The organism is Mesorhizobium sp., assembly GCF_965229135.1.
In the GTDB taxonomy this organism is placed as follows: Bacteria; Pseudomonadota; Alphaproteobacteria; order Rhizobiales; family Rhizobiaceae; genus Mesorhizobium.
Genome location: NZ_OZ245860.1, coordinates 2,193,743 through 2,217,239, shown reverse-complemented (window position 1 = coordinate 2,217,239; position 23,497 = coordinate 2,193,743). Strand labels below are relative to the sequence as shown.

General features: G+C 64.0%; 26 protein-coding genes. 13 read left to right on the top strand and 13 right to left on the bottom strand.

Features of this window, described 5'->3' with window-relative positions:
* The first annotated feature begins 7 nt into the window (after positions 1–7).
* From ACO07C_RS10760 to ACO07C_RS10745, 4 genes are all read left to right on the top strand, one after another.
* Positions 8–1,033: an ABC transporter substrate-binding protein gene (locus ACO07C_RS10760; protein WP_421914152.1), complete on the top strand. Its 1,026-nt coding sequence runs from the start codon at positions 8–10 to the stop codon at positions 1,031–1,033.
* 172 nt (positions 1,034–1,205) lie between these two features.
* Positions 1,206–2,309 carry an ABC transporter ATP-binding protein gene (locus tag ACO07C_RS10755; protein ID WP_421914151.1) on the top strand — a complete coding sequence of 368 codons (1,104 nt, stop codon included), beginning with the start codon at positions 1,206–1,208 and terminating at the stop codon, positions 2,307–2,309.
* Positions 2,306–3,178 (top strand): ABC transporter permease, encoded by an 873-nt coding sequence (locus tag ACO07C_RS10750; RefSeq protein ID WP_421914150.1) that lies wholly within the window; start codon positions 2,306–2,308, stop codon positions 3,176–3,178. Before ACO07C_RS10755 ends, ACO07C_RS10750 begins: the two co-directional genes overlap by 4 nt.
* On the top strand, positions 3,175–3,975 hold the full coding sequence (locus ACO07C_RS10745) for an ABC transporter permease (RefSeq protein ID WP_421914149.1): 801 nt from the start codon (positions 3,175–3,177) through the stop codon (positions 3,973–3,975). Before ACO07C_RS10750 ends, ACO07C_RS10745 begins: the two co-directional genes overlap by 4 nt.
* 4 nt (positions 3,976–3,979) lie before the next feature.
* On the opposite strand, the gene ACO07C_RS10740 is transcribed toward ACO07C_RS10745, so the two are convergent.
* Together ACO07C_RS10740 and ACO07C_RS10735 are read right to left on the bottom strand one after the other, a co-directional pair.
* A complete protein-coding gene (locus ACO07C_RS10740; RefSeq protein WP_421914148.1) occupies positions 3,980–4,558 on the bottom strand; it encodes a substrate-binding domain-containing protein in 579 nt (192 codons plus the stop codon).
* Between the two features lie 55 nt (positions 4,559–4,613).
* Positions 4,614–4,892, bottom strand: a complete 279-nt coding sequence (locus ACO07C_RS10735) for a helix-turn-helix domain-containing protein (RefSeq protein ID WP_421914147.1) — start codon at positions 4,890–4,892, stop codon at positions 4,614–4,616.
* A 114-nt stretch (positions 4,893–5,006) separates the two neighbouring features.
* Here ACO07C_RS10735 and ACO07C_RS10730 point away from each other — a divergent pair, with 114 nt between their 5' ends.
* The 7 genes from ACO07C_RS10730 (at position 5,007) to speB (ending at position 10,875) form a co-directional block, all read left to right on the top strand.
* Positions 5,007–5,999, top strand: a complete 993-nt coding sequence (locus ACO07C_RS10730; protein ID WP_421914146.1) for an ABC transporter substrate-binding protein — start codon at positions 5,007–5,009, stop codon at positions 5,997–5,999.
* Between the two features lie 103 nt (positions 6,000–6,102).
* The gene (locus ACO07C_RS10725) at positions 6,103–6,885 is read left to right on the top strand and encodes an ABC transporter permease (protein WP_421914145.1); all 783 of its coding nucleotides are present in this window, start codon (positions 6,103–6,105) and stop codon (positions 6,883–6,885) included.
* An 11-nt stretch (positions 6,886–6,896) separates the two neighbouring features.
* Positions 6,897–7,667: an ABC transporter ATP-binding protein gene (locus tag ACO07C_RS10720; RefSeq protein ID WP_421914144.1), complete on the top strand. Its 771-nt coding sequence runs from the start codon at positions 6,897–6,899 to the stop codon at positions 7,665–7,667.
* Positions 7,664–8,419: an SDR family NAD(P)-dependent oxidoreductase gene (locus tag ACO07C_RS10715; RefSeq protein ID WP_421914143.1), complete on the top strand. Its 756-nt coding sequence runs from the start codon at positions 7,664–7,666 to the stop codon at positions 8,417–8,419. The genes ACO07C_RS10720 and ACO07C_RS10715 overlap by 4 nt, the downstream gene beginning before the upstream one ends.
* On the top strand, positions 8,413–9,120 hold the full coding sequence (locus ACO07C_RS10710) for an SDR family NAD(P)-dependent oxidoreductase (RefSeq protein WP_421914142.1): 708 nt from the start codon (positions 8,413–8,415) through the stop codon (positions 9,118–9,120). The genes ACO07C_RS10715 and ACO07C_RS10710 overlap by 7 nt, the downstream gene beginning before the upstream one ends.
* A gap of 12 nt (positions 9,121–9,132) precedes the next feature.
* Positions 9,133–9,903, top strand: coding sequence for a creatininase (locus tag ACO07C_RS10705; protein ID WP_421914141.1), 771 nt, complete (start codon positions 9,133–9,135; stop codon positions 9,901–9,903).
* 12 nt (positions 9,904–9,915) lie between these two features.
* Positions 9,916–10,875 carry an agmatinase gene (gene speB / locus ACO07C_RS10700; protein ID WP_421914140.1) on the top strand — a complete coding sequence of 320 codons (960 nt, stop codon included), beginning with the start codon at positions 9,916–9,918 and terminating at the stop codon, positions 10,873–10,875.
* A 9-nt stretch (positions 10,876–10,884) separates the two neighbouring features.
* Here speB and hpaH read toward each other — a convergent pair whose 3' ends face one another.
* Genes hpaH through ACO07C_RS10675 form a run of 5 tightly spaced genes read right to left on the bottom strand, consistent with a single transcriptional unit; the run spans position 10,885 to position 15,513 of the window.
* Positions 10,885–11,688 (bottom strand): 2-oxo-hept-4-ene-1,7-dioate hydratase, encoded by an 804-nt coding sequence (gene hpaH / locus ACO07C_RS10695; RefSeq protein ID WP_421914139.1) that lies wholly within the window; start codon positions 11,686–11,688, stop codon positions 10,885–10,887.
* Complete coding sequence (locus ACO07C_RS10690) at positions 11,685–12,563, bottom strand: fumarylacetoacetate hydrolase family protein (protein WP_421914138.1); 879 nt, start codon at positions 12,561–12,563, stop codon at positions 11,685–11,687. The genes hpaH and ACO07C_RS10690 overlap by 4 nt, the downstream gene beginning before the upstream one ends.
* Positions 12,564–12,597: 34 nt before the next feature.
* Entirely contained in the window at positions 12,598–13,578 is a 981-nt protein-coding gene (hpaD, locus tag ACO07C_RS10685; protein WP_421914137.1) for a 3,4-dihydroxyphenylacetate 2,3-dioxygenase, read from the bottom strand.
* Between the two features lie 15 nt (positions 13,579–13,593).
* A complete protein-coding gene (hpaE, locus tag ACO07C_RS10680) occupies positions 13,594–15,111 on the bottom strand; it encodes a 5-carboxymethyl-2-hydroxymuconate semialdehyde dehydrogenase (RefSeq protein ID WP_421914136.1) in 1,518 nt (505 codons plus the stop codon).
* A 15-nt stretch (positions 15,112–15,126) separates the two neighbouring features.
* Positions 15,127–15,513, bottom strand: a complete 387-nt coding sequence (locus tag ACO07C_RS10675; RefSeq protein WP_421914135.1) for a 5-carboxymethyl-2-hydroxymuconate Delta-isomerase — start codon at positions 15,511–15,513, stop codon at positions 15,127–15,129.
* Between the two features lie 160 nt (positions 15,514–15,673).
* On the opposite strand from ACO07C_RS10675, the gene hpaR reads away from it, so the two are divergent.
* The gene (gene hpaR, locus ACO07C_RS10670; RefSeq protein WP_421917493.1) at positions 15,674–16,165 is read left to right on the top strand and encodes a homoprotocatechuate degradation operon regulator HpaR; all 492 of its coding nucleotides are present in this window, start codon (positions 15,674–15,676) and stop codon (positions 16,163–16,165) included.
* Positions 16,166–16,220: 55 nt separating this feature from the next.
* Here the strand turns inward: hpaR and ACO07C_RS10665 are convergent, their stop codons facing one another.
* A complete protein-coding gene (locus tag ACO07C_RS10665; protein WP_421914134.1) occupies positions 16,221–16,730 on the bottom strand; it encodes a flavin reductase in 510 nt (169 codons plus the stop codon).
* 10 nt (positions 16,731–16,740) lie between these two features.
* On the bottom strand, positions 16,741–18,285 hold the full coding sequence (locus tag ACO07C_RS10660) for a 4-hydroxyphenylacetate 3-hydroxylase N-terminal domain-containing protein (protein WP_421914133.1): 1,545 nt from the start codon (positions 18,283–18,285) through the stop codon (positions 16,741–16,743).
* A gap of 94 nt (positions 18,286–18,379) precedes the next feature.
* Here ACO07C_RS10660 and ACO07C_RS10655 point away from each other — a divergent pair, with 94 nt between their 5' ends.
* Positions 18,380–19,243, top strand: a complete 864-nt coding sequence (locus ACO07C_RS10655; RefSeq protein ID WP_421914132.1) for a helix-turn-helix domain-containing protein — start codon at positions 18,380–18,382, stop codon at positions 19,241–19,243.
* A 25-nt stretch (positions 19,244–19,268) separates the two neighbouring features.
* On the opposite strand, the gene ACO07C_RS10650 is transcribed toward ACO07C_RS10655, so the two are convergent.
* From ACO07C_RS10650 to ACO07C_RS10635, 4 genes are read right to left on the bottom strand one after another with little or no spacing between them, the layout of a single operon-like run.
* Positions 19,269–20,624: an aminotransferase class III-fold pyridoxal phosphate-dependent enzyme gene (locus ACO07C_RS10650; protein WP_421914131.1), complete on the bottom strand. Its 1,356-nt coding sequence runs from the start codon at positions 20,622–20,624 to the stop codon at positions 19,269–19,271.
* Between the two features lie 22 nt (positions 20,625–20,646).
* Positions 20,647–21,312 carry an HAD family hydrolase gene (locus ACO07C_RS10645; protein WP_421914130.1) on the bottom strand — a complete coding sequence of 222 codons (666 nt, stop codon included), beginning with the start codon at positions 21,310–21,312 and terminating at the stop codon, positions 20,647–20,649.
* Positions 21,309–22,577 (bottom strand): Tm-1-like ATP-binding domain-containing protein, encoded by a 1,269-nt coding sequence (locus ACO07C_RS10640; RefSeq protein WP_421917492.1) that lies wholly within the window; start codon positions 22,575–22,577, stop codon positions 21,309–21,311. Before ACO07C_RS10640 ends, ACO07C_RS10645 begins: the two co-directional genes overlap by 4 nt.
* Positions 22,578–22,602: 25 nt before the next feature.
* Positions 22,603–23,376 (bottom strand): IclR family transcriptional regulator, encoded by a 774-nt coding sequence (locus tag ACO07C_RS10635; RefSeq protein ID WP_421914129.1) that lies wholly within the window; start codon positions 23,374–23,376, stop codon positions 22,603–22,605.
* Between the last annotated feature and the right edge of the window lie 121 nt (positions 23,377–23,497).

The following is a 23,497-nucleotide window of genomic DNA, read 5'->3' as shown; positions in this document are numbered from 1 at the left end:
AATGACAATGGGACTGAAGAGACTGTTTCTCAAAATGGCCACGATCGGCCTCGGCATCGGCCTGATGACCTCGGCGGCACTCGCGGCAAACCTTCGTGTTCTGGCCTGGGATGGCTATGCGGACGCGGACTGGGTCAAGGACTTCACCGCCAAGACCGGCATCGGCGTCGACGTCGTCTTCATCGGCAGCGATGACGAGATCTGGGCCAAGATCAAGGGCAGCGAAGGCCAGGACTTCGACGTGTTCGCCGTCAATACCGCCCAGTTGCAGCGCTACATCAAGGCTGACCTGGTGTCGCCGATCGACGTATCGAAACTCCCCAATCAGAAAGAAGTGCTGCCGCGCTTCCGCGACCTGACCGCGGTCAGCGGCGTCACCAAGGACGGCAAGGTCTACGGCATTCCGTTCTGCTTCGACTCGATCGGCCTGATCTACGATACCGACAAGGTCAAGCCCGCGCCGACCTCGATGTCCGTTCTCTGGGATCCGGCATACAAGGGCAAGGTGCTTGCCTACGACAATGGCGAGCACAATTTCTCCTTCACCGCGCTGACGCTCGGCTACAAGGATCCGTTCAATCTCAATGAAGAGCAGATGGCGGCGGTCAAGGCCAAGCTGGTGGAGCTGAAGCGCAACGTGTTGAGCTTCTACACCACCGCCGACGAAGCCCAGCAGATCTTCCAGAACAACGACGTCGCGCTGATCTGGGCCAATTACGGCCAGCAGCAGGTCAAGGCTCTCCAGAAGGTCGGCGCCCATGTCGCCTACGTCAATCCGAGCGAAGGCGCGCTTGCCTGGCTCGACAATTGGGTCATTTCCAAGGGCGTCCGCGACAACGATGCCGCCGAGAAATGGATCAACTTCATGCTGAGCAAGCAGGTCAGCGGCACGCTGTCCGAGCGCACCGGCTTCGGCAACACCGTGACCGAAACCAGCAGCGCCGGCGGCAACGACAAGCTGGTCTGGCTGAACAATGTCGAGGATCCACTGAAGCGTTCGGACATGTGGAACGAGGTCAAGGCCACGCCCTGATCCCTGGAGCATGATCCCGAAAACTGGAATCCGGTTTTTGGAAAAGATCATGCTCAAACAAACAGATAGAGCCCCATCCCGATTCTATCGGGATGGGGCAGGCTCTGCCATTTGAAGGACCCGGCGGTTCGGGCGTTCCGGACCGCCGAAACGCGCACGTCGAGAGTATCCAATGAACCAGAACACCGACCTGCTCACGCTACGGTCCGTCTCGAAATCCTACGGCACGGTTCCCGTGCTGCATGACATCGACCTTTCGATCAAGGACGGCGAGTTCCTCACCGTCCTTGGACCATCCGGCTCGGGCAAGACCACGGTGCTGCGGCTCATCGGCGGTCTGGAGCCGTTGACAGCAGGCGAGATCCGGCTCGACGGCCAGGACATCAGCCGCATGCCGATCAACCGGCGGCCATTCAACACCGTGTTTCAGGACTACGCGCTGTTCCCGCACCTAACCGTTTCCGGCAATGTCGGCTACGGGCTCTCGGTTCGCCATGTGCCACGCAAGGAGATTGCCAGCCGCGTCACGCAAGCCCTGGAGCTGGTGCAGCTCGGGCTTTTTGCCGATCGCTTTCCGGCGCAGCTTTCCGGCGGCCAGCGCCAGCGCGTCGCCCTGGCGCGCGCCCTGATCTGCCAGCCGCGCCTCATCCTGCTAGACGAACCGCTCGCGGCGCTCGATCTCGAACTGCGCCGGCAGATGCAGGAATTCCTGAAGTCCATCCAGCGCGAGATCAAGACCACCTTCCTGTTCGTCACCCACGACCAGGAAGAGGCCATCGGCATGGCCGATCGCATCTGCGTCATGCAGGCCGGCCATATCCGCCAGCTCGGCACTCCGCACGAGCTCTACTACAAGCCGAACTGCGAGTTCGTGGCGCGCTTCTTCGGCGAGAACAACCTCGTGGCCGGAACGCTTGGACCGGTGCAGGACGAACTGCGCTCCATCGATACAGTGCTCGGACGGCTGGTCTGCTCGATTGCCGGGCAGCCGCATTTGAAGGCCGCGGCGAACGGCGCCAGAGCCTTCGCGGCCTTTCGCCCGGAAGCCTTGCGCCTTGCCGGCCCACATGATGCCGTCAACCTCTTTTCGGGCAAGATAGCTGACCTGGCCTTTGCCGGCTCGTCGACCGTCGCCACGGTCGTCGCGGGAGAGGGGGCAGCCGCGCCACGCCTGCGCCTGCGCTTCCCGAGCCAGGTCGACGGCAGCGCCCTGAGATCCGGCGAGACCGTGGCGCTTTCCTTTGCGCCGCACGAAGGCCATCTGGTGCTGGCATGAGCGGATCAGGCCCGATACAGGCTGCCGAACGGCGATGGTCGCTGCTGGTGACGGTACTGGCTTTTGCCATGCCGGTCGTGTTCGTCCTTGTCCCGCTGGTGATCTTCCTGGATTACAGCTTCTTCAGCGTCGACCAGGGCACGATTGTCCACACGCCGACGCTCGGCAACTATGTCCGCTTCGTCACCGACCCTGTCTTCTTCAAGGTGTTCTGGAACACCATCGTGCTGTGCCTCTCAGTTGCGGCGATCTGCATACTGCTCGCCTATCCCGCCGCCTATTTCCTGACCACGCTCCAGGGGCGCTGGCGCTATGCATTGCTGATGTTGCTGCTGGTGCCGCTGCTGATGAGCTACGTCATCAAGATCTACGCCATCCGCAGCATCCTCGGCCTCAACGGCTTCCTCAACAAGGCGCTGGTAGGGCTCGGCATCCTGGAGCAGCCGTCGACGCTATTCGTCTTCAACATGAACGCCATCCTGCTCACGCTAACGCTGTTGCTGATCCCGTTCGCCATCCTGCCGATCTTTCTCGCGCTCGAACGCATCCCGCAGGTCCTGCTGCGCGCCTCCGACGATCTCGGCGCCACCGGATTGCAAACCTTCCTGCGCATCACTCTGCCCCTCAGCCTGCCCGGGGTGGCGTCGGCGGCGAGCTTCGTCTTCGTGCTGGCGATCGGCGATTTCCTGACACCGCAGATGGTCGGCGGCATCAGCGGCTTCACCTTCGGTCGCATCCTCTACAGCCAGTTCGGCACCGCCTATAACTGGCCATTCGGGGCCGCGCTCTCTGTCGCCTTGGCCGCCGTGGTGATCGCGGCGATCCTTGTCGGCGAGCGTTTCGGGCGCAGCAAGGGGACTTCGGTATGACCGCATTGCCCCGCTTGTCCACGATCTTCCTGGCTGCCATCACCGCTCTGGTCGCTATGCTGCTCTACAGCCCGCTGTTCGTACCCATCGTGTCGTCGTTCTTCACCGTTGCGCATGGCGATGTCGACTGGTCGTCCCCGACCGTTGCGACCTATGTGTCGCTGGCCCAGAACCATGACATCCTCGCCGCCTTGCGCACAACGCTCATCGTCGGCGTCTGCACGGTCATCCTGTCCGTGGTCAGCGGCACGCTGCTGGCGCTCTACTATCACGGCCGCCGCGGCGGACGCTCGGTGCTGCAGTTCATCATTTTCCTCCCGTTCCTGATGCCGCCCATCATCAGCGGCCTGGCGCTCCTGATCTTCTTCCGCGAGATCGGCCTCGAACGCTCACTGCTGACCGTGATCATCGGCCATACGGTGTTCGTGCTGGCGATCGTCTACCGCACGGTGCTGATGCGTCTTCAGTCGATGAGCCGCACGCTGGTCGAGGCGTCCTACGATCTCGGCGCCACGAGCTGGCAGACCTTCTGGCGCATCATCCTGCCGAACCTGTCGAGCGCGATGGTCGGCGGCGCCATCCTGGCCTTTGCCCTGTCCTTTGACGAGACCATGATCACCATCCTGGTCACCGGCACGCAGAGCACATTGCCGGTCAGGCTGTGGGCGATGATGCGGCTCGGCTTCTCGCCGGACATCAATGCGCTGGTGGCGCTAATCCTGATGTTCACCGTTCTGCTATGCGTTCTCGCCGCCCGCTTCCTCATTCCGAGGCAAGTCGCCACGCAACGCAATTGAGGACTCAGCTTGCCCCGGCGAATCCCCGGTTGCGGTCCATCAACTCGCGAACAAAGGCCTGGACGAGGCTGCGTGCCTCGTCCGCCTTGCGGTAGGCCAGCAGATGGCGCGAGGAGAAGGTGTATGATCCCGGCTTGATCGCCCGCAACTCACCGGCCTCGACCCATGACGAGGCGTAGTGGGCCGGCAGGAAACCGATGAAGTTCTGCGACAGGATCAGCATCAGTTGCGCTTCCATGTCGATGACCGCCGCGCTCGCTTTGGGATGACCGACCAGATAAAGATCGTCGAAATAGCGATAACTGCGCACCGAAAACCGCGCGGCATCGACGGCGTTCTGGTCGATCCTTGAATCGGGCATGGCGAACAGCGGATGGTGTCGGCCGCAATAGAGGAAATGCGGCTCGCCGCAATAGTCCCGGTAGACGACGCCCGGCGCCTTCTGCGACAGCGGCCCGATGACGACATCGCGGTCGCCATCGGCAACCTGCTGTTCGAGCTCGGATGGCGTTCCCAGCGAAAGGTCGATGAAAACATCGGAATCCGGTCCCATGAAACGGTTGAGGGCGTGCTGGATGCCCAATTCCCTGCTTGTGAATACCCCATCCGATGTGCCAATGCGCAGCCGGCCGGACAGGCTACCGCTGGCCGCGCTGATGCGATGGCCGAAATCGTCGAGGTCGCGAAACAGTTTCTGCGCGGCTTCGTAGGTCGCCTGGCCGACCTCGGTGAGGCGGAACTGCTTGCGCCCGCGATGGCAGCTGCGCGCCGATGCGTTTCTCCAGTTCCGCCAGATGTGTGCTGAGCGTCGGCTGCGACAGGTTGAGCGTGATCTGCGCGTCGGCGAAGCCGCCTGAATCAGCTAGCGCCACGAAGACGCGCAACAGGCGGATATCGATGTTGTCGAGCCGACGCATGCGCTGTTCCTCGCTTCGCGACACATCGACATTATTCGATGTAAAATTCGAAATAAACTCATTTACATCAATGTTGAAAATCGCGAGCTTGGCGCAACAAAAAGGGGAACAATCATGAAAACAAAACTCGCCACCGTGCTGTCGGCAGCGCTCGTGCTAGCAAGTTCGCAGGTCGCCTTCAGCGCCGACCAGATACGCATCCTTGCCCCGACATGGCTGGGATTTGCGCCTGTCCACATCGCCAGCGATCTCGGCTGCTTCACCGCCAAGGGCCTCGACGTCAGCATCAAGTTCGAGGACGATCTGACAAACGTCATGGCGGCGATGGCGCGCGGCGATGTCGAGATGCAGATGCGCTCCGTCGGCGAATATCAGGGCCGTCCGCGCGATGCCTCGACGCCCGGCATCATCATCGGTACGATCGATGAATCGGTTGGCGGCGATGGCGTCATCACCGACGACAAGATCAAGTCGGTCTCCGATCTCAAGGGCAAGGTCGTCGCCGCCGAGCCCAACATCCCCTCGCGCCTGCTGCTGCAGATGGAACTCAAGCAGGCTGGCCTGTCGCTGAAGGATCTCCAGATCAAGGACATCGCCACGGCCGATACGGGCGCGGTTTTCGTCGACCCGTCGATTGCCGCGATCGCGACCTACGAACCGTTCATGTCGCAGGCGATCAAGGCCTCGACCCGTCCGGGTGCCCGCATGCTGATCTCGTCCAAGGATCATCGTGGCATCATCATCGACGCCATCATCGCCCGTAACGACGACTTCAAGGCGAACCCGGACAAATACGCCAAGTTCCTCGGCTGCATCTATGAAGCCGTCGATTTCATCAAGGCCGAGCCGCAGAAGTTCGCCGACATGGCGTCCAAACATTTCGGCCTGACGCCGGCCGAAGTGACGGATATCGTCAACTCCAGCCTGTCCTACACGACGCTCGCGGAATCGCAGGCCTATATGGGCAAGCCGGGCGAAAAGGGCACGTTGCACGGCATCTTCGATACGGTCATGGAGCTCAACCTGGAGAATGGCGCCGCCGACAACAAGCTGGTGGCGGCTGACCAGATCGACAATTCGGCGATCAACAAAATCCCGGCAAAGTAAAGGACACGCCAATTTGCCGGCAGCCGCTCGATGGCTGCCGGCGCCATGTCATCGCGGATCGCCGTCGGTGACGGCCAGTGTTTCGTCCACCGGGGATAGTCACTTGTTCAGCAGCCTGTTTGTTTTTCGCGGCCGCGCGTCGCCGATGGTGGAGTTCGCCGTCAGTGTCGGGGCCGCCGTGCTTGTCGTTGCGCTCTGGGAACTGGCGGCGCGCGCGGGCATCATCGCGCCGCAGTTCCTGCCGTCGCCGAGCCGCGTCGTCGTCGCTTTGTGGACGATGCTGACCGAGCAGAACCTGCTCTGGCATGTCGGGGTTTCGACCCTCCGCGTCTGGATCGCCTTCCTGCTCGCCGCCATCATGGCCATTCCGATCGGCATCATGATGAGCAGCTACCGGATCGTCGGCGCGGCCCTGGAGCCGATGATCGATTTCATCCGCTACCTGCCGGTGCCGGCGCTGGTGCCGCTGTCCATCATCTGGTTCGGTGTTGGCGAGGAGACCAAGATCTTCCTTCTCTGGCTGGGCACATTCTTCCAGCTCGTGCTGCTCGTGGCCGACGACATGCGGCGTGTGCCGCAGGAGTTCGTCGAGGTCGCCCGCACCGTCGGCGCAAACTCCAGGCAGGTGATGGTTGATGTCGCCTTGCGCTGGATGGGACCAACGCTGCTCGACAATCTTCGGATCACGCTCGGCTGGTGCTGGACTTATCTGATCATCGCCGAGATCGTCGCCGCCGATTCCGGCATCGGCTATGTGATCTGGACGGCGCGCCGCTTCGTCAAGACACCCGAGGTCATGGCCGGCGTCGTCGTCATCGGCCTGATTGGCCTTGTTACCGACCAACTGCTTCGCCTGCTTCACCGCCGGCTGTTCCGGTATCTGTGAGAGGCATGACAATGACCGGATACGTTCAATTCGTTGACACGGCGAAATCCTTCGGCCCCGTCAATGTCGTGCGCAAGACAAGCCTTGGGCTCGACCGCAATTCGCTGGTCGTCTTCCTCGGTCCTTCGGGCTGCGGCAAGACCACATTGATGCGGATGGTCGGCGGCCTTGATGAGCCGAGCTCGGGTTCTATCCTGCTCGGCGGCGAAAAGGTCGTCAGGCCGGACCGCCGGCGCGGCATGGTTTTCCAGTCCTATTCGTCCTTTCCCTGGCTGACGGTGGAAAAGAACATCGCCTTCGGCATGCGCTACAGGAAGGATCTGGACGCGGCGCAAAAAGCCGAGCGCATCGGCCACTATCTCGACCTGTTCGGTCTCGCCGATTTCGCCGGCTCCTATCCGAACCGGATCTCGGGCGGCATGCGCCAGCGCGTGGCCATAGCGCGCACGCTGGCCGCGGGGTCGGATGTGCTGTTGATGGACGAGCCCTTCGGCGCGCTCGACGCGCTGACCCGCGAGCGCCTTCAGGTCGAGCTACGGCAGATCCAGATCCGCGAGGAAAAGACCGTCATCTTCGTCACTCATGATGTCGAGGAAGCGGTGTTCTTGGCCGACCGGATCATCCTGTTCTCGCGCCGGCCGGCTTCGGTGGTCGCCGATATAGACGTGGCCGCCGAGCTTGGCCCGGACCGGCCGCTGGAAATCCGCGAAACCCAAAAATTCTTCGAGCTGCGCAACAGGGTCCTGCACCTCATCCGCAACGAAACCGGAGTGGTCGTATGAGCCTCTCGCTGTCTGGCAAGACAGTCGTGATCACGGGGGCAAGCCGTGGCATTGGGCTCGGCATCGCAGCGGGATTCGCACGGGCTGGCGCCAGCCTGCATCTGATCGCGAACGACAAGTCCGTGCACGAACGCGCACATGAACTGGGCGCCACCAGCGCCGAAGCCGACATCGCCGACCGCGAGGCCGTGGCATCGGCGCTCGGGCCGGTGCCTCGCATCGACGTGCTCATTAACAATGCCGGTCTCGAATTGATGACGCCGATCACCGACAGCGGCGACGACAACGAGGCCGCGTTCCGGCGCATCGTCGAGATCAACATCATCGGCACGGCGCTGGTCACCGCACGCGCTTTGCCGCGCATGCGGGCCGGCGCCTCGATCATCAACACCGCGTCGATCTGGGGCCGCGTCGCCGAGGCACGCTTCGGCGCCTATGTCGCCTCCAAGCACGCCATCATCGGCCTGACCAAGACCTGGGCGCGGGAGCTTGGATCCAAAGGCATCCGCGTCAACGCGGTCTGTCCCGGCTGGGTCCGCACCGAGGCCTCGATGCGTTCGCTTGGACGTATGGCGGAAGAGAGCGACGTTGGCGAGGCTGATCTGCTTGACGATATAGTTGGCGCGCAGGCCTTGCCGGGCCTGATGGAACCAGCCGACATGGCCGGCACCTATCTGTTCCTGGCGTCCGACCTCGCGGCCAACATCACCGGGCAGTCGCTCGGCGTCGACAGGGGAGAAGTGCCTTGGTAACTCCGCTCCACGGAAAACGCGCTCTGGTCACAGGCGCTGCCAGCGGCATCGGCCGCGCCACCGCGCTCGCCCTGCGGGAGGCGGGCGCCACCGTTCTTGGGCTCGACTTGAAGGCGTCCGAGGGCGATATCCCGATCCTTGCCTGCGACCTCGTCAGCGAGGCCGACATCATCGCCGCGGTCGGGCAGGGGGCTGAGCGGATCGGCGGCTATGACATCCTCGTCAACAATGCCGGCATCCTGCAGGAAGCGTCGCTCGATGCGATCTCGCTCGACCATGTCGACCGCATGTTCGCCGTCAACGTGCGCGGCGCCATCCTCGTGGCGCGGGAAGTCCTGCCGCACCTTCCCGATGGCGGCCGCATCATCAACATCGCCTCGGAGCTTGCCTATCTCGGCCGGGCCAACGCCTCGGTCTATTGCGCGACCAAGGCGGCGCTGCTCGGCCTGACCCGCTCCTGGGCGCGCGAGCTCGCCCCTCGCATCCTCGTAAACGCCGTGGCGCCAGGCCCCACCGATACGCCGCTTCTCGGCTTCGAGGCGCTAAGCGAGAGCCAGCGGGCGCTGGAAACCACCCATCCGTTGGGGCGGATCGGCCGGCCGGATGAAATCGCCTCTGCGGTGGTTTTCCTGGCCGGCCCAGGCGCCACCTTCTTCACCGGACAATGCCTGGGCGCCAATGGTGGCGCGGCGATGCTTTGAGATGAGATGATCATGAAACACAGGGTTTTCCTCGCTGAATTGCCGTGGCCGGAGGCCGAGAAGCGGATCGCCGCCGGCGCGCCGGTCTTCCTGCCGCTTGGCGCGACCGAGCAGCACGGCCACCACATGGCGATGAATGTCGATGTCGTCATTCCCACCGCCATCGCCGAGACCGTGGCGAGGGAGGTTGGCGGCCTCGTCGCGCCGACCATCGCCTACGGCAACCGCTCGCAGCCAAGGACAGGCGGCGGCCCTGCCTTTCCCGGCACGATCAACATCACCGCGCACACATTCTCGCTCATCGTCAAGGATGTGATCTGCGACCTCTATCGTCAGAAGGTCCGGCGCATCGTCGTGCTCAATGGCCACTATGAGAACATCGGCCCGTCGATCGAAGGCATCGAGCTGGCGCTCGACGCCATCGGCCGCGAGCGCGCGCCGGATCTGACGATCCTTCGCATAGACCATTGGGAAATGGTGCGCACAGAGACGCTGGCGAAAGTGTTCCCCGATGGCTACCCGGGCATCGAACTGGAGCATGCCAGCGTGATCGAGACATCGATGATGCTGGCGCTACGCCCCGAACTCGTCGACCTCGCCAAGGCGCTGCATGACGGCCCCGCGCAATTCAAGCCCTATGACCGCTATCCACGCCCTGCGGAGGAAGTGCCGCCTTCCGGCGTCCTGTCGCTGACCGAGGGCTCTTCGGCGCAAAAGGGCCGATGGCTGCTCGACGACTGCGAGACGCGGATCACTGAAATCGTCAAACGTGAATTCTTCTGAGGTGCCGACATCATGAGCAGCAATTTCTTCCAGCCGGTCGACGCCTCGGCCGTGCCGCGCTTCGCCGGGCTTTCGACCTTCATGCGGCTGCCGGCCGTGGCGGGCGCGCAGGGGCTCGACATCGCGCTTGTCGGCATACCCTGGGACGGCGGCACGACCAACCGCGCCGGCGCGCGGCACGGCCCCCGCGAGATCCGCAACCAGTCGAGCCTGATGCGGCGCGTCCACCACGTCTCGGGAACCGAACCGTTCAGCATCGCCAACGTCGCCGATGTCGGCGATCTCTCGGTCAATCCGATCAATCTTCTGGACGGATTGAAGCGCATCGAGGTCGGCATCGAGGCGATCGTCGCGGCGGGCGCCATTCCGCTCTCCGCCGGTGGCGACCATCTGACGACGCTGCCGGTGCTGCGCGCCGTCGCCCGGAGCGGGCCGGTCGGCATGATCCATTTCGACGCGCATTCCGACACCAATGACAGCTATTTCGGCGACAATCCCTACACGCATGGCACGCCCTTCCGCCGCGCCATCGAAGAAGGCCTGCTCGATCCCCATCGCGTCGTCCAGATCGGCATCCGTGGCTCCATCTACGAGCCCGGCGAGCATGAGTGGGCGGTCGCCCAGGGCATCCGCATCATCTACATGGAGGAGTTCGTCCGGCGGGGCGTGGCCAGCGTCATGGAAGAGGCGCGGACCATCGCCGGCACCGGTCCCACCTATGTGACCTTCGACATCGACTGCATCGACCCGTCGATGGCGCCGGGGACAGGCACGCCGGAGCTTGGCGGCTTCACCACCCGCGAGGCGCAGGAAATGGTCCGCCTTCTCGACGGACTGAACATTATCGGCGCCGATGTCGTGGAAGTGGCGCCGCCCTTCGATGTCGCAGGCATGACGGCGCTGGCGGGTGCGACGATGATGTTCGAACTGCTGTGCGTGATCGCGAGGTCGGTCGCGGATCGCAGAGCCTGATCGTCGCGATCAGGCGAAGGCGATCCTGATCGTGCCGTGCGGGCCGAAATCGGCGACGATTGCGTCGCCGTGGCGCGCCTCGACCGGTCGCACGAAGGAACCGGACAGCACGACCTGTCCGGTTGATATCCGCATGCCGTATGTATGCAGACGATTGGCCAGCCAGACGATGCCCTTGGCCGGATGATCGAGTACGCCGGCGCCAAGCCCCGTCTCCTCCACCTCGCCATTGCGCGACACGATGGCGCCGATCCAGCGCAGGTCGGCATCGCGCGGACCGCTGCGGCGCCCGCCCACGACGATGCCGGCATTCGCCGCATTGTCCGAGATGGTGTCGAAGAAGGTGCGGGCCTTGCCGGTTTCCTTGTTCGCCCGCTCGACGCGGGTATCGAGGATTTCCAGCGCCGGCGTGATGTAGTCGGTGGCGTCCAGCACGTCGTCGATCGACACGTCCGGCCCCGACAGCGGCGCCTTCATGACAAAGGCGATCTCGGACTCGATGCGCGGCTGGATGAAGCGGTCGGCGGGAACGATGCCGCCATCGTCGAAGAACATGTCGTCGAACAACACGCCGGAATCCGGAATGTCGATGTTGAGCGCTGACTGCATCGCCTTGGAGGTCAGGCCGATCTTCCAGCCCTTGATCGCCAGGCCCGAAGCGATCTTGCGCTTCACCAGCGCTGCCTGCACGCGGTAGGCGTCGTCCATCGTGGCGTTGGGGAAATCGAGGCTGAGCAGCCTGATCTGGCGTCGGCTGCGCTCCGCCTCGAACAGCCGCGTGGCGGCGTCCTCCACTTGATCTGGCGTCATCATCGGTCGGTTCCTTCATCGACAACGCCGTTCCTGAGCAGGCCGATGCCGTCGGCCTCGACCTCGATCACATCGCCCGGCTTCAGCCAGACCGGCGGATCGAAGCGCGCGCCGGCGCCGGTCGGCGTTCCCGTGACGATGATGTCGCCGGGCACCAGCGTGGTGAAGGTCGAGACATAGTTGATGATCTTGCGGAACGAGAAGATCATGCGGTTGGTGCGGTCCTGCTGCCGCACCTCGCCATTGACGCGGGTGGTCAGCGCGATGTCGGCGATCTGCGCCTCGTCGCCGTATGGCACGAGCCAAGGGCCGATCGAGCCGGTGCGGTCGAAATTCTTGCCCTGCGTCACGTTGAACTTGGCGTGGCGCACCCAGTCGCGAATGGTGCCCTCGTTGCAGAGCGACAATGCCGCGATATGGCCGAGCGCATCGGCCTCGGCAATCCGCCGTCCCGCCTTGCCGATGACGATGACCACCTCGCCCTCATAGTCGAGCTGCGGCGATTCCGGTGGCCGCACCAGCGGCGCGCCATGGCCGACGAACGACCGCGGAAAGCGGATGAACAGCGACGGGTTGGAGGGCGCCGCCTGTCCGTCCTTGTACTCCTCGTTGCGGTCCGGATAGTTGACGCCAACGCAGATGATCTTTTCCGGGGAGGGGACCGGTATCGCGTAGGCGATGTCGTCAAGCGAGAAGTCGGCCGCGAAGGCTTCGGCCTCATCCGCCAGGCGCCGCAGCGCACCGGCCTCGATCACCTCTCGCAGCGTTGGCCATTGGCCGTGACGCGCCGACAGGTCGACGACCCCCTTGGCGGTGACCGCGCCGTAGCGCGCCTTGCCACCCACGGTAAACGTGGCGAGCCGTCCCTGTGTCGTCATGCTGACCTTCCCGTCCCTGCTTTCGAGTTCGTCGTCACGGCGCGACGATCGGCGAGGCCGCGAGATCGGGCTGGCGGGGCTCGACTCCGGCGAAGGTGCTGCCTTCCTCGAACCAGCTCTTGGGTGCCGGCGCGCCCCAAAGCGTTTGCCGCTGCGGGTCCTTGAGGTCCCATTTGATCGGCTCCAGATCGGGATCGACCGTCTGGTAGTCCGAGCAGTAGATCTCGATGCGGTGGTTGTTGGGATCGCGCACATAAAGGAAGAAGGCGTTGGAAATGCCATGCCGGCCCGGGCCACGCTCGATGTTCGGCAGATAGCCGGTGGTCGCCATCAGGTCGAGCAGGTCGATGATGTTGAGCGGCGTCGGCACCCAGAAGGCGACGTGATGCAGGCGCGGTCCGACACCGTTGGTGAAGGCGATGTCATGGACGCCGCCCTTGCGGTGCGTCCAGGCGGCCCACAGCTTTCCCGATACCGCATCCTCGGTGTACTCGGTCACGCGAAAGCCGAGCTCGTTGTAGAACGCCACGGATTCATCGACATTGGGCGAGAAGCAGTTGAAGTGGTCGATGCGCAGCGGCTTGACGCCCTTGTAGAGCGCGTATTTCTGGTGGATCGGCGGCAGCCGGTCCATCCTAGAATAGAATTCCAGCGGAATGCCATGCGGATCGCGGGTGCGGAAGGTGCGTGACTGGTAGGGACGCTCGACCCATTCGACCGGCAGGCCCTTGCCCTTGAAGAAGTGCTCGGCCTTGTCGAGGTCCTCGTCGGAGAACACCTTGAAGCCGAGGTCGCGCGCTTCAGGCTTGGCACCTTTCCGCAGCACGATGCAGTGATGGCCGCGTTCTTCCAACGCGCGCAGATAGATGGCGCCGCTGGTCTCATCGGTAATCTGCAAGCCCAGCGTGTCGACGTAGAAGGCGCGCGACTTGGCAAGGTCCGTGACCGCCAGTTCGACATGGCTGAGGCGCACGATGTTGAACGCCGGATAGAGGTTTGGGGTGGGCAAGGGCATGGGAATGGCCTCCGGTCAGCCGCCGAGCTTCTGGATCGAATGTGGCGCGGTCGCGAATGCGATGTTCTTGGTTTCCATGTAGAAATCGAACGACCAGTCGCCGCCGTCGCGGCCGATGCCCGAACTCTTGACGCCGCCGAACGGCGTCGGCAGGTGGCGCACATTCTCGGAATTGACCCAGATCATGCCGGCGTCCAGCGCATCGGTGAAGCGAAAGGCGCGGGTGACATCCGAGGTCCACAGATAGCCGGTCAGGCCGTAGCTGGTGGCGTTGGCCAGTTCCAGCGCCTCGGCCTCGTCCTTGAAGGCGATGGCCGTCAGCACCGGCCCGAAAATCTCTTCCTGGGCGATGCGCATCTTGTTGGTGGCGCCGACGAAAAGCGTCGGGCTGACATAGCAGCCGCCGCCCGGGCCGGCGAACTTGCCGCCGCCGGCGGCGACGACGGCGCCTTCCGACTTGCCGATCTCGATATAGGAGAGGACCTTTTCCTCGTGCACCGGATGGATCAGCGGGCCGACCACGGTCTCAGGATCGAGCGGATGGCCGATCTTGATGCGCTTGGCCTTCTCGGCCACCAGCGCGGTAAATTCGTCGTGGATCGATGCTTCGACCAGCAGGCGCGAGGATGAAGTGCAGCGCTCGCCGTTCAGCGAATAGATCATGAAGACCGCGGCGTCCGCCGCGCGCTCCAGGTCGGCGTCGGCGAAGACGATGACCGGGTTCTTGCCGCCAAGCTCGAAATGCACGCGCTTCAGCGTGTCGGCGCCTTGTTTCATGATCATCGAACCGGTGCGGCTTTCGCCGACGAAGCCGATCGCCTTGATGTCGGGATGCTCCGTCAGCGCCTTGCCGGCATCTTCGCCGTGACCGTTGACGAGGTTCCAGACGCCCTTGGGCAGGCCTGCCCCCTCGGCGATCTCGACCAGCAGCCGTGCCGATAGTGGCGAGAACTCGGCCGGCTTGTGGACGATCGTGCAGCCGGCGGCGAGCGCCGGTGCGATCTTCCAGGTCGAGAGCATGAACGGCGTGTTCCAAGGCGTGATGATGCCCACCGGGCCGATCGGCACACGGGTGGTCATGTTGACCTGGTTCGGCGCGCGTATCGTGCGGCCGTCGCGGGCTTCCGGGGCGCGGTCGGCGTAGAAGCGGAAGTTCTCCGCGCCGCGCAATGCCGCCTTGGCCATGAATTTGAGCGACTGGCCGGTATCCATGCATTCGACGAAGGCGATTTCCTCGGCGCGCGCGACGATCGCATCGGCGATCCGGTGCAGCAGCGCCTTGCGCTTGTCGCCGGGCATCGCGGCCCAGTCGCGAAACGCCGCTTTCGCCGCCTTGGCAGCCCGGTCGATGTCGACAGCCTTGCCGCGCGCCACCTTGGCGATCGGCTTCAGGTCGACGGGTGACAGCGTCTCGAATGTCGAGCCGTCGGCCGCCGGCACGGCCTCGCCGCCGATCTGGTTGAGCACGCCCCCGGTCCTGAAGCGCTCGAGATAGGCTTCGGCCTTCCTCAGATTGTCGTCCAATGCCGCCATGGTGTTTTCCTGTATTTACTTGCCGCGCAACCGCGGGTGGATGGCATTCTTCTTCCAGCTCAATTCGGCGTCGATCTCGCGGATCTCCAGCGACAGCGCGAAATGCGGGGTGGTGAAAAGCGCTGCGAGATACTCGGAGACGGCTGCGAAGATCGCCTCGCCGGTCCGCTTCTTCTCCTCCGCGCTTCGCCCCTTGCCGATGCGAAAATTCATGTCGATGAATCCATTCTCGGGCAACAGGTCGGCGATCGCGTACGCCTCGGCGCGAAAGGCACGTACGCGCACCGCGCCTGGCTCGAACAGGCCGGTTTCGAGGATGGTTCGCGACACCAGCGTGCAAAGCCCGGCCATGTCGACGCCGGCGTCGAGATTGGCCGAATACTCGATGGTCATGTGCGGCAAGGATTCCTCCGCCGGCGCTGCCGGTTCTTGTAATTAACATGTGAATTACATCTTGATCGCGGAATGTCAAGCACCGTTCCGGGTTTGAAGGCGCTGCTTGAGCGGGATTGCCGCCCTCGGCAAAATCACGGATATAGCAGCGTCCGCCGCATTCTCCGTCATGCCTGTGTTCGGCACAGGAAATGCAGCCGAAACGTTCTTCGGAGGCCTGCTCTTGCTACCGCCCAGCACTCGCCGCTCCTTGCCGATGGCTCTTCTGCGCGCGCGCGAGGTGATCATGGCGCATTTCCGGCCCATGCTTGCCCGGCACGACATCACCGAGCAGCAATGGCGCGTGCTGCGCGTGCTGGCCGAGGCCGGCCCGCTCGAGGCCACCGAACTTGCCAATCGCGCCTCGATCCTGCCGCCCAGTCTCACCCGCATCATCAAGGCGATGGAAGAGCGCGCGTTCATCACCCGCAACAAGGTCAAGGATGACGGACGCCGGGCGCTGCTGGCCATCAGCCCGGCCGGATTGGCGCTGATCGAGGATCTGTCGCCCGAGCGCGTCGCCATCTATGACGCGATTGAAAAGCGCTACGGCGCCGAACAGCACGAACGTCTGCTCGACATGCTGGAGAGCCTCATCCAGTCGGAGACGACCGAGGGCTGAATCTCGTGCCGGACTTGCCTTCTCCCCTTCTGGGAGAAAGGAAGAGCAGAGGAGCTCACCCACCAAAACTACCCAGCGCGCTCGGCTGCATGTAGTTGCGGCCGACATAAAGCAGTGCTGCCTCGTCGCTGCCATGGCGGATATCGACGACGCGGCCGAACATCACATTGTGCGTGCCGACCTTGTTCACCGCGCCGATCTCGCAGTCGAAGCTGACGATCGCGTCGAGAAGGGCCGGCATGCCGGACGGCATCGTCTGCCACCTGGCGGCGTTGTAGCGCTCGGCCATGTCGCGGATCGCGCCGGCGAACTTGCCGGCGAGGTGCATGTGAAGCTGGGTCAGCACGTTGACGCAGAAGCGCCGGTTGGCCAGGAACATGCCGGTCTGCGCCGAGCGTTCGTTCATGCACACAAGCAGCGTAGGCGGATCGTCGGAAACGCTGCACATGGCGGTGGCTGTGAAGCCGCCGCGACCTGCCGGGCCGTCGGTGGTGACGATGTTGACCGGCGCGCACACCCGCGCCATGGCCTCGCGGAATTCCAGTCTCGGGACCTGCGCCTCCATGGCCCGGTCCTCAACTGGCGCCGGCTGGCAGCGGCGGCAGCCAGGTGTCGCCGGTCCAGCCCTTCTCGTCATAATCGGCCATGCAGGTGTCGACCAGTTCCTCCATCGCCTTGAGCCGGCCGCCGCGCTCCGCGCCCTTCAGCACCTGCAGCCGCACCTCTTCGGGCGCACCGGCATAATTGAGCTCGTAGAGCGCATGGCGGCCGCCGAATTCGGTGCCGGTCGCGTCCCACAACAGCTTCATGATCTTGATCCGCTCGACATGGCCCATGTCATTGGAGCCGCGCACATATTGCGCGAGATAGCGGTCGATTTCCGGATTGGCGAAATCCTTCACCGAGGACGGCAGGTAGATCAGGCCCGACGCGATCACCCGCCGCACGGTGTCGATGACGCGCGGATAGGCTTCCGACATGAAGGTGCGATAGGCGAGCGCGGCCTCCAGGTTGGGCAGCACGGCGCCATCGGCCCAGGGGATAGGATCGTGCGCCATGGCATTGGAAAAACTCCAGAACATGTGGCGCAGCGCGATGACCTCGCCGAGTGCGGCCTGGTTGCCGCGAAACGCGTCGCCGCCGGTGGCCCGCAGCGCCTTGGCGAGAAGGCCGGCGAGAAAATCGAGCTTGACGGAAAAGCGCGTGCAGCCCTGGAAGCAGTAGCCGTGCATGAAGCCGGATGCCGGATGGAACGACAGGATCTTCCGCGCGTCGCGCAGCACCAGCACGTCCTCCCAGGGGATGAAGACGTTGTCGAGCACCAGGATCGCGTCGTTCTCGTCGAAGCGCGACGACAGCGGATAGTCGAACGGTGTTCCCACCGTGTTGGCTGTCTGCTCGTAGGAAACACGGCAGAACATCTTTATCCCCGGGGCATTCATTGGCACGATGAACATCACCGACAGCGATGGATCCTCGGTCACCGTTGCCGAGCCCTGCGCCAGGAAATTGTAATGGGTGAGCGCCGACGACGTCGCCACCACCTTGGCGCCGGAGACCCAGATACCGGCGTCGCTCTCCTTGGTGATGTGCACGAACACGTCCTTTACCTGCTCGGCAGGCTTGTGGCGGTCGATGGGCGGGTTGACGATGGCATGGTTCATGAACAGGACGGCTTCCTGCGCCCGTTTGTGCCATGCCCGTGCACTGTGCTTGAAGGGGCCGTACCACTCGGCATTGGCGCCCAGCGTGTTCATCAGCGCAGCCTTGTAGTCAGGCGTGCGCCCCATCCATCCGTAGGACATGCGCGACCAGTCCGCGATCGCCGCCTGCTGCGCGACAAGGTCGCTGGAAGACTTGGCGACGCGAAAATACTTGTGCGTGTAGCCGCCTGACCCGGTATCCGTCGGGGAGGTGAGTGCCGGCTGTCGCGCCGGGTCGTGCAACGCGTCGTAGAGGCGGGCAAGCGAACGGGCGGAATTGCGCATCGCCGGGTGCGTGGTGACATCGGTCACCCGCTCGCCATTGATGTAGACCTCGCGCCCGTCGCGCAGGCTCTCTAGGTATTCGGCGCCGGTAAACGGCCTTGTGCTGTCGGCCCGGAAATCTTCCGATCGCATGATCTTCCTCCCTTGATGCCCACACAGTAGCCCGGCCCGCGACAATGGTTTATGGACGAAAAGCCAAAACCACTTGGACTTTTTCCGGAGGATCATGAGCAAGACAGCCATCCCGGAATTCTTCGTCTATGGCGAGCCGGCGCAAGCTCTCGATGTCGGCTTCCTGCATGTCGAGACCGTTCTTGCTCGTGCGTCCGTACATCGCGGCCAGGTTCAGGCGCACAAACATCCACAGATGGCGCAGATCACCTTCTGGACCAGCGGCAGCGGAACGTACCGGATCGAGGATGAGACCTGGATTTTTTCGGCGCCAACGGTGAGTTTCATGCCGAGCGGCGTGGTGCATGGCTTCTCCATCGAGCCCGGCGCCGATGCCATAGTGATTTCCATCGCGGATGCCGCGCTGGCGGCGATCGCCGAGCATTCCATGCTGCCGCTCGACCAGCCGGTCTTCGTCACCGGGCGCGGCGAATCCGCCCTTTGGGACAAGCTTGCGGGCACCATCGGCATGATCCAGTCCGAGTTTCGAGAGGCACTGCCCGGCTTGGAGAAAATCCTGTTGTCGCTGATCGCCGTGGCTCTGTCGGGGATCGCCCGCCTTGATGCCGATTCCCATTCCGTGGCCGTCCCGGCGGCTGTGGCGCTGGCCGGCCGTTTGCGGCGGCTGATCGACCGGCACTTTCGCGACGATTGGCCGGTCGAGCGCTATGTCGAGACGCTCGGCACGACGCGCCATCTGCTCGACAAGGCGGCGCGGCAGGTTCTGGGGAAAGGCGTTCGGCAAGCCATCAGCGACCGGCGGCTGATCGAGGCGAAACGCCTGCTTCTGTTCACCGTGCGCCCGGTCGAGGACATCGCCTATGAGACCGGCTTCAATGACCCAGCCTATTTCTCGCGCTTCTTTCGCGCTGCCGCCGGCCGGTCGCCGGCGGCGTGGCGACGGGAGAGGCTGAAGTAGGCAGTAGGGTGGGTTTCCCTACTCCCTAGGCCGCGACAGCGGCCAATCCCGCATCTAGCCCCTCCGCGATCTTCGCCACATCGGCGGACGAGATGATCAGCGGTGGCGACAGGATGATGCCGTTGCCGGAGACGCGCAGCATGACGCCGGCGGCATAGGCTGCATCAGCGACTGCGGCCATCGTCTTCTTGTCGGCCGGCTTCTTGGTGCCACGGTCGGAGACCAGTTCGAGCGCCGCCATCAAACCCTTGTAGCGGACATCGCCGACTATCGCGTGCTTGGCCTTCAGCGCTTCGAGCGCCTTGCCTAGCTCGACGCCGCGCGCGGCGGCATTGTCATGCAGGGCCAGCCGCTTGGTCTCGGCCAGTGCCGCCAGCCCGGCCGCGCAGCCGACCGGGTGGCCGGAATAGGTATAGCCATGGCCGATCGCGCCAAAACTCGTCTTGTCCGACTCGAACACCTCGGCGACCTTGGCGCTGATCATCGTGGCGCCGAGCGGGAAGTAGCCTGAGGTGATCGCCTTGGCGATGGTCATGAAATCCGGTTTCACGCCGGAAAGACGCGAGCCCGACCAGGCGCCGGTGCGGCCGAAGCCTGTCACCACCTCGTCGGCGATGAGCAGGATCTCGTGGCGGTCGCAGATCGCGCGCACCATTGGCATGAAGCTCTCATGCGGAACGATGACGCCGCCCGCGCCCAGCACCGGCTCCATGATGAAGGCGGCGATGGTGTCGCCGCCCTGGAAGGCGATCTCGTCCTCGATCGCCCGGGCGCAAAGCTTGGCCAGCTCCACCGGATCGGTCTCGTCGAACGGGTTGCGGTAGGTCCAAGGTGCTGGCGTGTGGAAGACGCCGGGCATCAGCGGCTCGTAGTTGCGGCGGAAATTGGCGTTGCCGTTGACCGAGGCGCCGCCGAAATGCGTGCCGTGATAGCCCTTCTTCAGCGCTAGGAATTTCGTCCGGTCGCCCTGGCCCCGGATCTTCCAGTATTGCCGGGAAAGCCGCAGCGCCGTCTCCACCGAATCCGATCCGCCCGAGGTGAAGAAGGCCCTCACCATGCCTTCGGGCGCGAACCAGTCGCAAAGCTCGTAGGCAAGTTCGATCGAGGGTCCGGTCGAGGTGCCGCGAAAGCCGGAATAATAGGGCAGGGCGTCGAGCTGGGCGGCCATCGCCTTCTTGATCGGGTCGCAGCTGTAGCCAAGGTTGACGTTCCACAATCCGCCGACGGCGTCGAGCACGGTGCGGCCGTCGATGTCGGTCACCGAGACGCCGTCGCCCTTCATGATGACCCTGGGCGGTGTCGCCCGCATCTCGGCCGGATGCGCCATCGGATGCCAGATCGGCTTGGCGTTGTTCTCGGTGAGGAAGTTGATGTCGCGCATCGCGGAGGCTCCGGTTTTCGAATTATGCGGTGATAAGGCCGAAATGCGCCAGCGCCTCGGCATAGCTTCGCGCGGGCCGGGCAACGTCGAAATGCACGGTCAACATGCCCGCCGCGAGCGCGCCGTCGGCATTGCGCTTCTGGTCGTCGACGAAGACGCAAGCCCCGGCCGGCAGCCCCAGCGCTTCGCTTGCCATCGCATAGGCGCGCGAATCTGGCTTGAGGATTTTCGTATAGGTCGCGTCGATGATGGTTTCGAACAGCGACAACAGCGGCAGGCTTTCGCGGAATGCTTTGCCGTAGAACAGGTCGAGTTCATTGGAGAGGATGGCCAGCCGGATGCCGGCGGCGTGTGCCGCGCGGATCGCGCGATCGGCTTCCGGCCGCACCACGGCCCGCGGATCGGCGCCACGCGCGCGTTGCACGAAGGTCGACATGTCGTTCCAGTCCTCGCCAACGAGACGCCCGACCTCGCGTGTCCGGGTCCGCCAGTAGTCGCGCTCACTGATCTCGTCGGCTTGCATCTTGAGCCACAGCGGGTCTGATGAAGGCTCGAACGGCCCGCGCCAGTCGAGCGTGCCGGGCGCCAGGCCCAGCGCGTGCTCGGTGAGCGCGTGCGTCTCGAACAGCGTGCGGGTGACGACGCCGCCGAAATCGAGCACCAGCGCCTTGGGCTTCTGGTCGCTCATGCGGCTTTCCTGTCGCCGGGTACGCCGGGCGGGATGATGCCCTCGGCAACCCAGCGATCAAAAATCTCCAGCGCCTTGGCGCTGAAGGCGGCATCATTGATGTGGCCGGCAATTTCATGCAGCTCGGCATTGGCGGGGACGCTGATGCGCATCTCCTGGATAAAAGCCGTCAGCGCTTCGGGCTCGTGCAGCGGCTCGCCATGCTGGTCCCATTGCTGGATGCCGCCGGCGGGCAGGATAAAGGCCGTCGAACCCTTGGAAGCGGCCAGCTTCTCACCGATGGCGCGCGCGATCGCGCGACGCGTTTCGCCGTCGGACGTGACAGAGGCGAGCAGGCGATTGTGGGCATGGTACGGCCGCCCGGCAAAGCGGGCGGGCACCGCTTGCCATGTCGGAAAGTCGACCATGTCGATGGCGCCGGGAGCGACGATCTGAGGAATGGCCTGCCGTCCGGCATTCTCCAGCCGGTCGATGCCGGAGTTCACCACCGAACCGGTGAGATGGTTGGCGAGTTCCTGCAGGCTGAAATCCATGACGGCGACGAAACCGCGTTGCGCGGCGATCGCCTCCATCGCCCGTCCGCCCATGCCGGTGGTGTGGAAGACGACGACTTCATAGCCGCGCCGTTCCAGTTCCGGCTTCAAGGTCACCATGTAATGCAGGCAGCTCTTGCCGAGCGAACTCATGCCGACCACGGGCTTGAGCGCATCGGGCTTGATCGCCGCGCGGGCCGCGCCGACGACCGCGCCGCAGGCTTGCGACAGCACCGCCTTGCAGGTGCTGTTGAGGCCATAGAGGCCGCCCGCCCACAGGATCATCATCAGGTCGGTGGCGATCCGCTCCGGCGGTATCAGATGCGAGAAGGCGATGGTCGAGACGACGAATTTCGGCACGCCGAGCGGCAGCATCAGGGCGACATCCAACGCTAGATCTGTTCCCATCGTGCCGCCGAGCGCGATGAAGCCGTCGATTTCGCCCCTGTCGTAAAGGGCGCGGGCCAGCAGCGAGGCACCCAGCGCCATCAGCGTCATCGCCGAATTCTCGTCACCGCTGCCGATGATCGCTTCGATGCTCGTACCCGCAGCCCTGGCCACGGCATGCCTGTCGTGCGCTGGCCGGTATGGCGGGTCGCCGAGCACGCTGACATCCATCATGACCGCGATGCCGCCGACGGCCTCGATGCGCTCGCGCATGAACAGCAACTCGTCGGCCTTGGTATCGCCGGTGCCGATCACCAGGATTCGTCGTTTCTCCTCCACCGTCAGTCTCTCCCTGTCACCTGACAAACTATCACGAAGCGCGCTTGCGGGCTGGCAGGCCGCGCCGGCCGACAAGCTGCTCGCCGATGGTGCGTGCCGCCTCGATGAGGCTCACGCCATGACGTTCGATGTCGCCCTCGTGGATACGCGCGCGCGGCGCGGCGATCGCGATGGCGCCCATGGCGAGATCGTCGGCGCCCAGGATCGGGGCGGCGACGCTCATCACGCCTTCCTCGTAGCCCTGCGAGCCGATCGAGTATCCGCGGGCGCGTGCCGCCGCGATATGTTCGGCAAGCGCCATGGCGCTTGATACAGTGAAGGGCGTGAAAGCCGGGAACGGCCCCGCCAGAATGGCATTGCGGATGCGATCCTCGGTGAAGGCCAGGAAGGCGATGCCCGAGGCAGTGGCATGCATCGGCAGCAATTCGCCGAGCGGCACGCTGACGCGGTTGGCCTTGGCCGATTCGATGACATGGACGGAGATCAGGCCTCGCTTCGAATATTCGGACAGGTGCACCGTTTCGCCGCTCTCCGTGGCCAATGCCTCGACCATCGGTATCGCGGTCCGCAGGAACGGGAACTGTGCTTCACGCATCATGGCCAGCCGCGCGACGCCGGCGCCCAGCCTGTAGAGGCGGGTGCCTTCATCCTGTTCCACCAGGTCGTGTTCGATCAGCGAGATCAGCAGACGGCGCGCCGTGGCCTTGTCAAATCCGGTGCGCTTGGCGAGATCGGCAAGCGCGATCTCGGGCTCGCCCTGGCCGAGGATTTCAAGCAGGGAAATGGCCTTGGCCACCGTGCTCATGCGTCCTTATCCTCCCATAGATACTTAACGTGCGAATTAACTTGACAGGAGTCGGGTTCGTTTGCAAGTCTATATTCGAAATGTCGTTCCAAATAATGAAACGATACTGGCCCGCAGAAGG

Excerpts from the sequence above, each read along its gene's own strand:
- ACO07C_RS10760 (WP_421914152.1), top strand. The coding sequence starts at position 8 with ATGGGACTGAAGAGACTGTTTCTCAAAATGGCCACGATCGGCCTCGGC.
- ACO07C_RS10755 (WP_421914151.1), top strand. The coding sequence starts at position 1,206 with ATGAACCAGAACACCGACCTGCTCACGCTACGGTCCGTCTCGAAATCC.
- ACO07C_RS10750 (WP_421914150.1), top strand. The coding sequence starts at position 2,306 with ATGAGCGGATCAGGCCCGATACAGGCTGCCGAACGGCGATGGTCGCTG.
- ACO07C_RS10745 (WP_421914149.1), top strand. The coding sequence starts at position 3,175 with ATGACCGCATTGCCCCGCTTGTCCACGATCTTCCTGGCTGCCATCACC.
- ACO07C_RS10735 (WP_421914147.1), bottom strand. The coding sequence starts at position 4,892 with ATGCGTCGGCTCGACAACATCGATATCCGCCTGTTGCGCGTCTTCGTG.
- ACO07C_RS10730 (WP_421914146.1), top strand. The coding sequence starts at position 5,007 with ATGAAAACAAAACTCGCCACCGTGCTGTCGGCAGCGCTCGTGCTAGCA.
- ACO07C_RS10720 (WP_421914144.1), top strand. The coding sequence starts at position 6,897 with ATGACCGGATACGTTCAATTCGTTGACACGGCGAAATCCTTCGGCCCC.
- ACO07C_RS10715 (WP_421914143.1), top strand. The coding sequence starts at position 7,664 with ATGAGCCTCTCGCTGTCTGGCAAGACAGTCGTGATCACGGGGGCAAGC.
- ACO07C_RS10705 (WP_421914141.1), top strand. The coding sequence starts at position 9,133 with ATGAAACACAGGGTTTTCCTCGCTGAATTGCCGTGGCCGGAGGCCGAG.
- speB (WP_421914140.1), top strand. The coding sequence starts at position 9,916 with ATGAGCAGCAATTTCTTCCAGCCGGTCGACGCCTCGGCCGTGCCGCGC.
- hpaH (WP_421914139.1), bottom strand. The coding sequence starts at position 11,688 with ATGATGACGCCAGATCAAGTGGAGGACGCCGCCACGCGGCTGTTCGAG.
- ACO07C_RS10690 (WP_421914138.1), bottom strand. The coding sequence starts at position 12,563 with ATGACGACACAGGGACGGCTCGCCACGTTTACCGTGGGTGGCAAGGCG.
- hpaD (WP_421914137.1), bottom strand. The coding sequence starts at position 13,578 with ATGCCCTTGCCCACCCCAAACCTCTATCCGGCGTTCAACATCGTGCGC.
- hpaE (WP_421914136.1), bottom strand. The coding sequence starts at position 15,111 with ATGGCGGCATTGGACGACAATCTGAGGAAGGCCGAAGCCTATCTCGAG.
- hpaR (WP_421917493.1), top strand. The coding sequence starts at position 15,674 with ATGCCTGTGTTCGGCACAGGAAATGCAGCCGAAACGTTCTTCGGAGGC.
- ACO07C_RS10665 (WP_421914134.1), bottom strand. The coding sequence starts at position 16,730 with ATGGAGGCGCAGGTCCCGAGACTGGAATTCCGCGAGGCCATGGCGCGG.
- ACO07C_RS10660 (WP_421914133.1), bottom strand. The coding sequence starts at position 18,285 with ATGCGATCGGAAGATTTCCGGGCCGACAGCACAAGGCCGTTTACCGGC.
- ACO07C_RS10655 (WP_421914132.1), top strand. The coding sequence starts at position 18,380 with ATGAGCAAGACAGCCATCCCGGAATTCTTCGTCTATGGCGAGCCGGCG.
- ACO07C_RS10650 (WP_421914131.1), bottom strand. The coding sequence starts at position 20,624 with ATGCGCGACATCAACTTCCTCACCGAGAACAACGCCAAGCCGATCTGG.
- ACO07C_RS10645 (WP_421914130.1), bottom strand. The coding sequence starts at position 21,312 with ATGAGCGACCAGAAGCCCAAGGCGCTGGTGCTCGATTTCGGCGGCGTC.
- ACO07C_RS10635 (WP_421914129.1), bottom strand. The coding sequence starts at position 23,376 with ATGAGCACGGTGGCCAAGGCCATTTCCCTGCTTGAAATCCTCGGCCAG.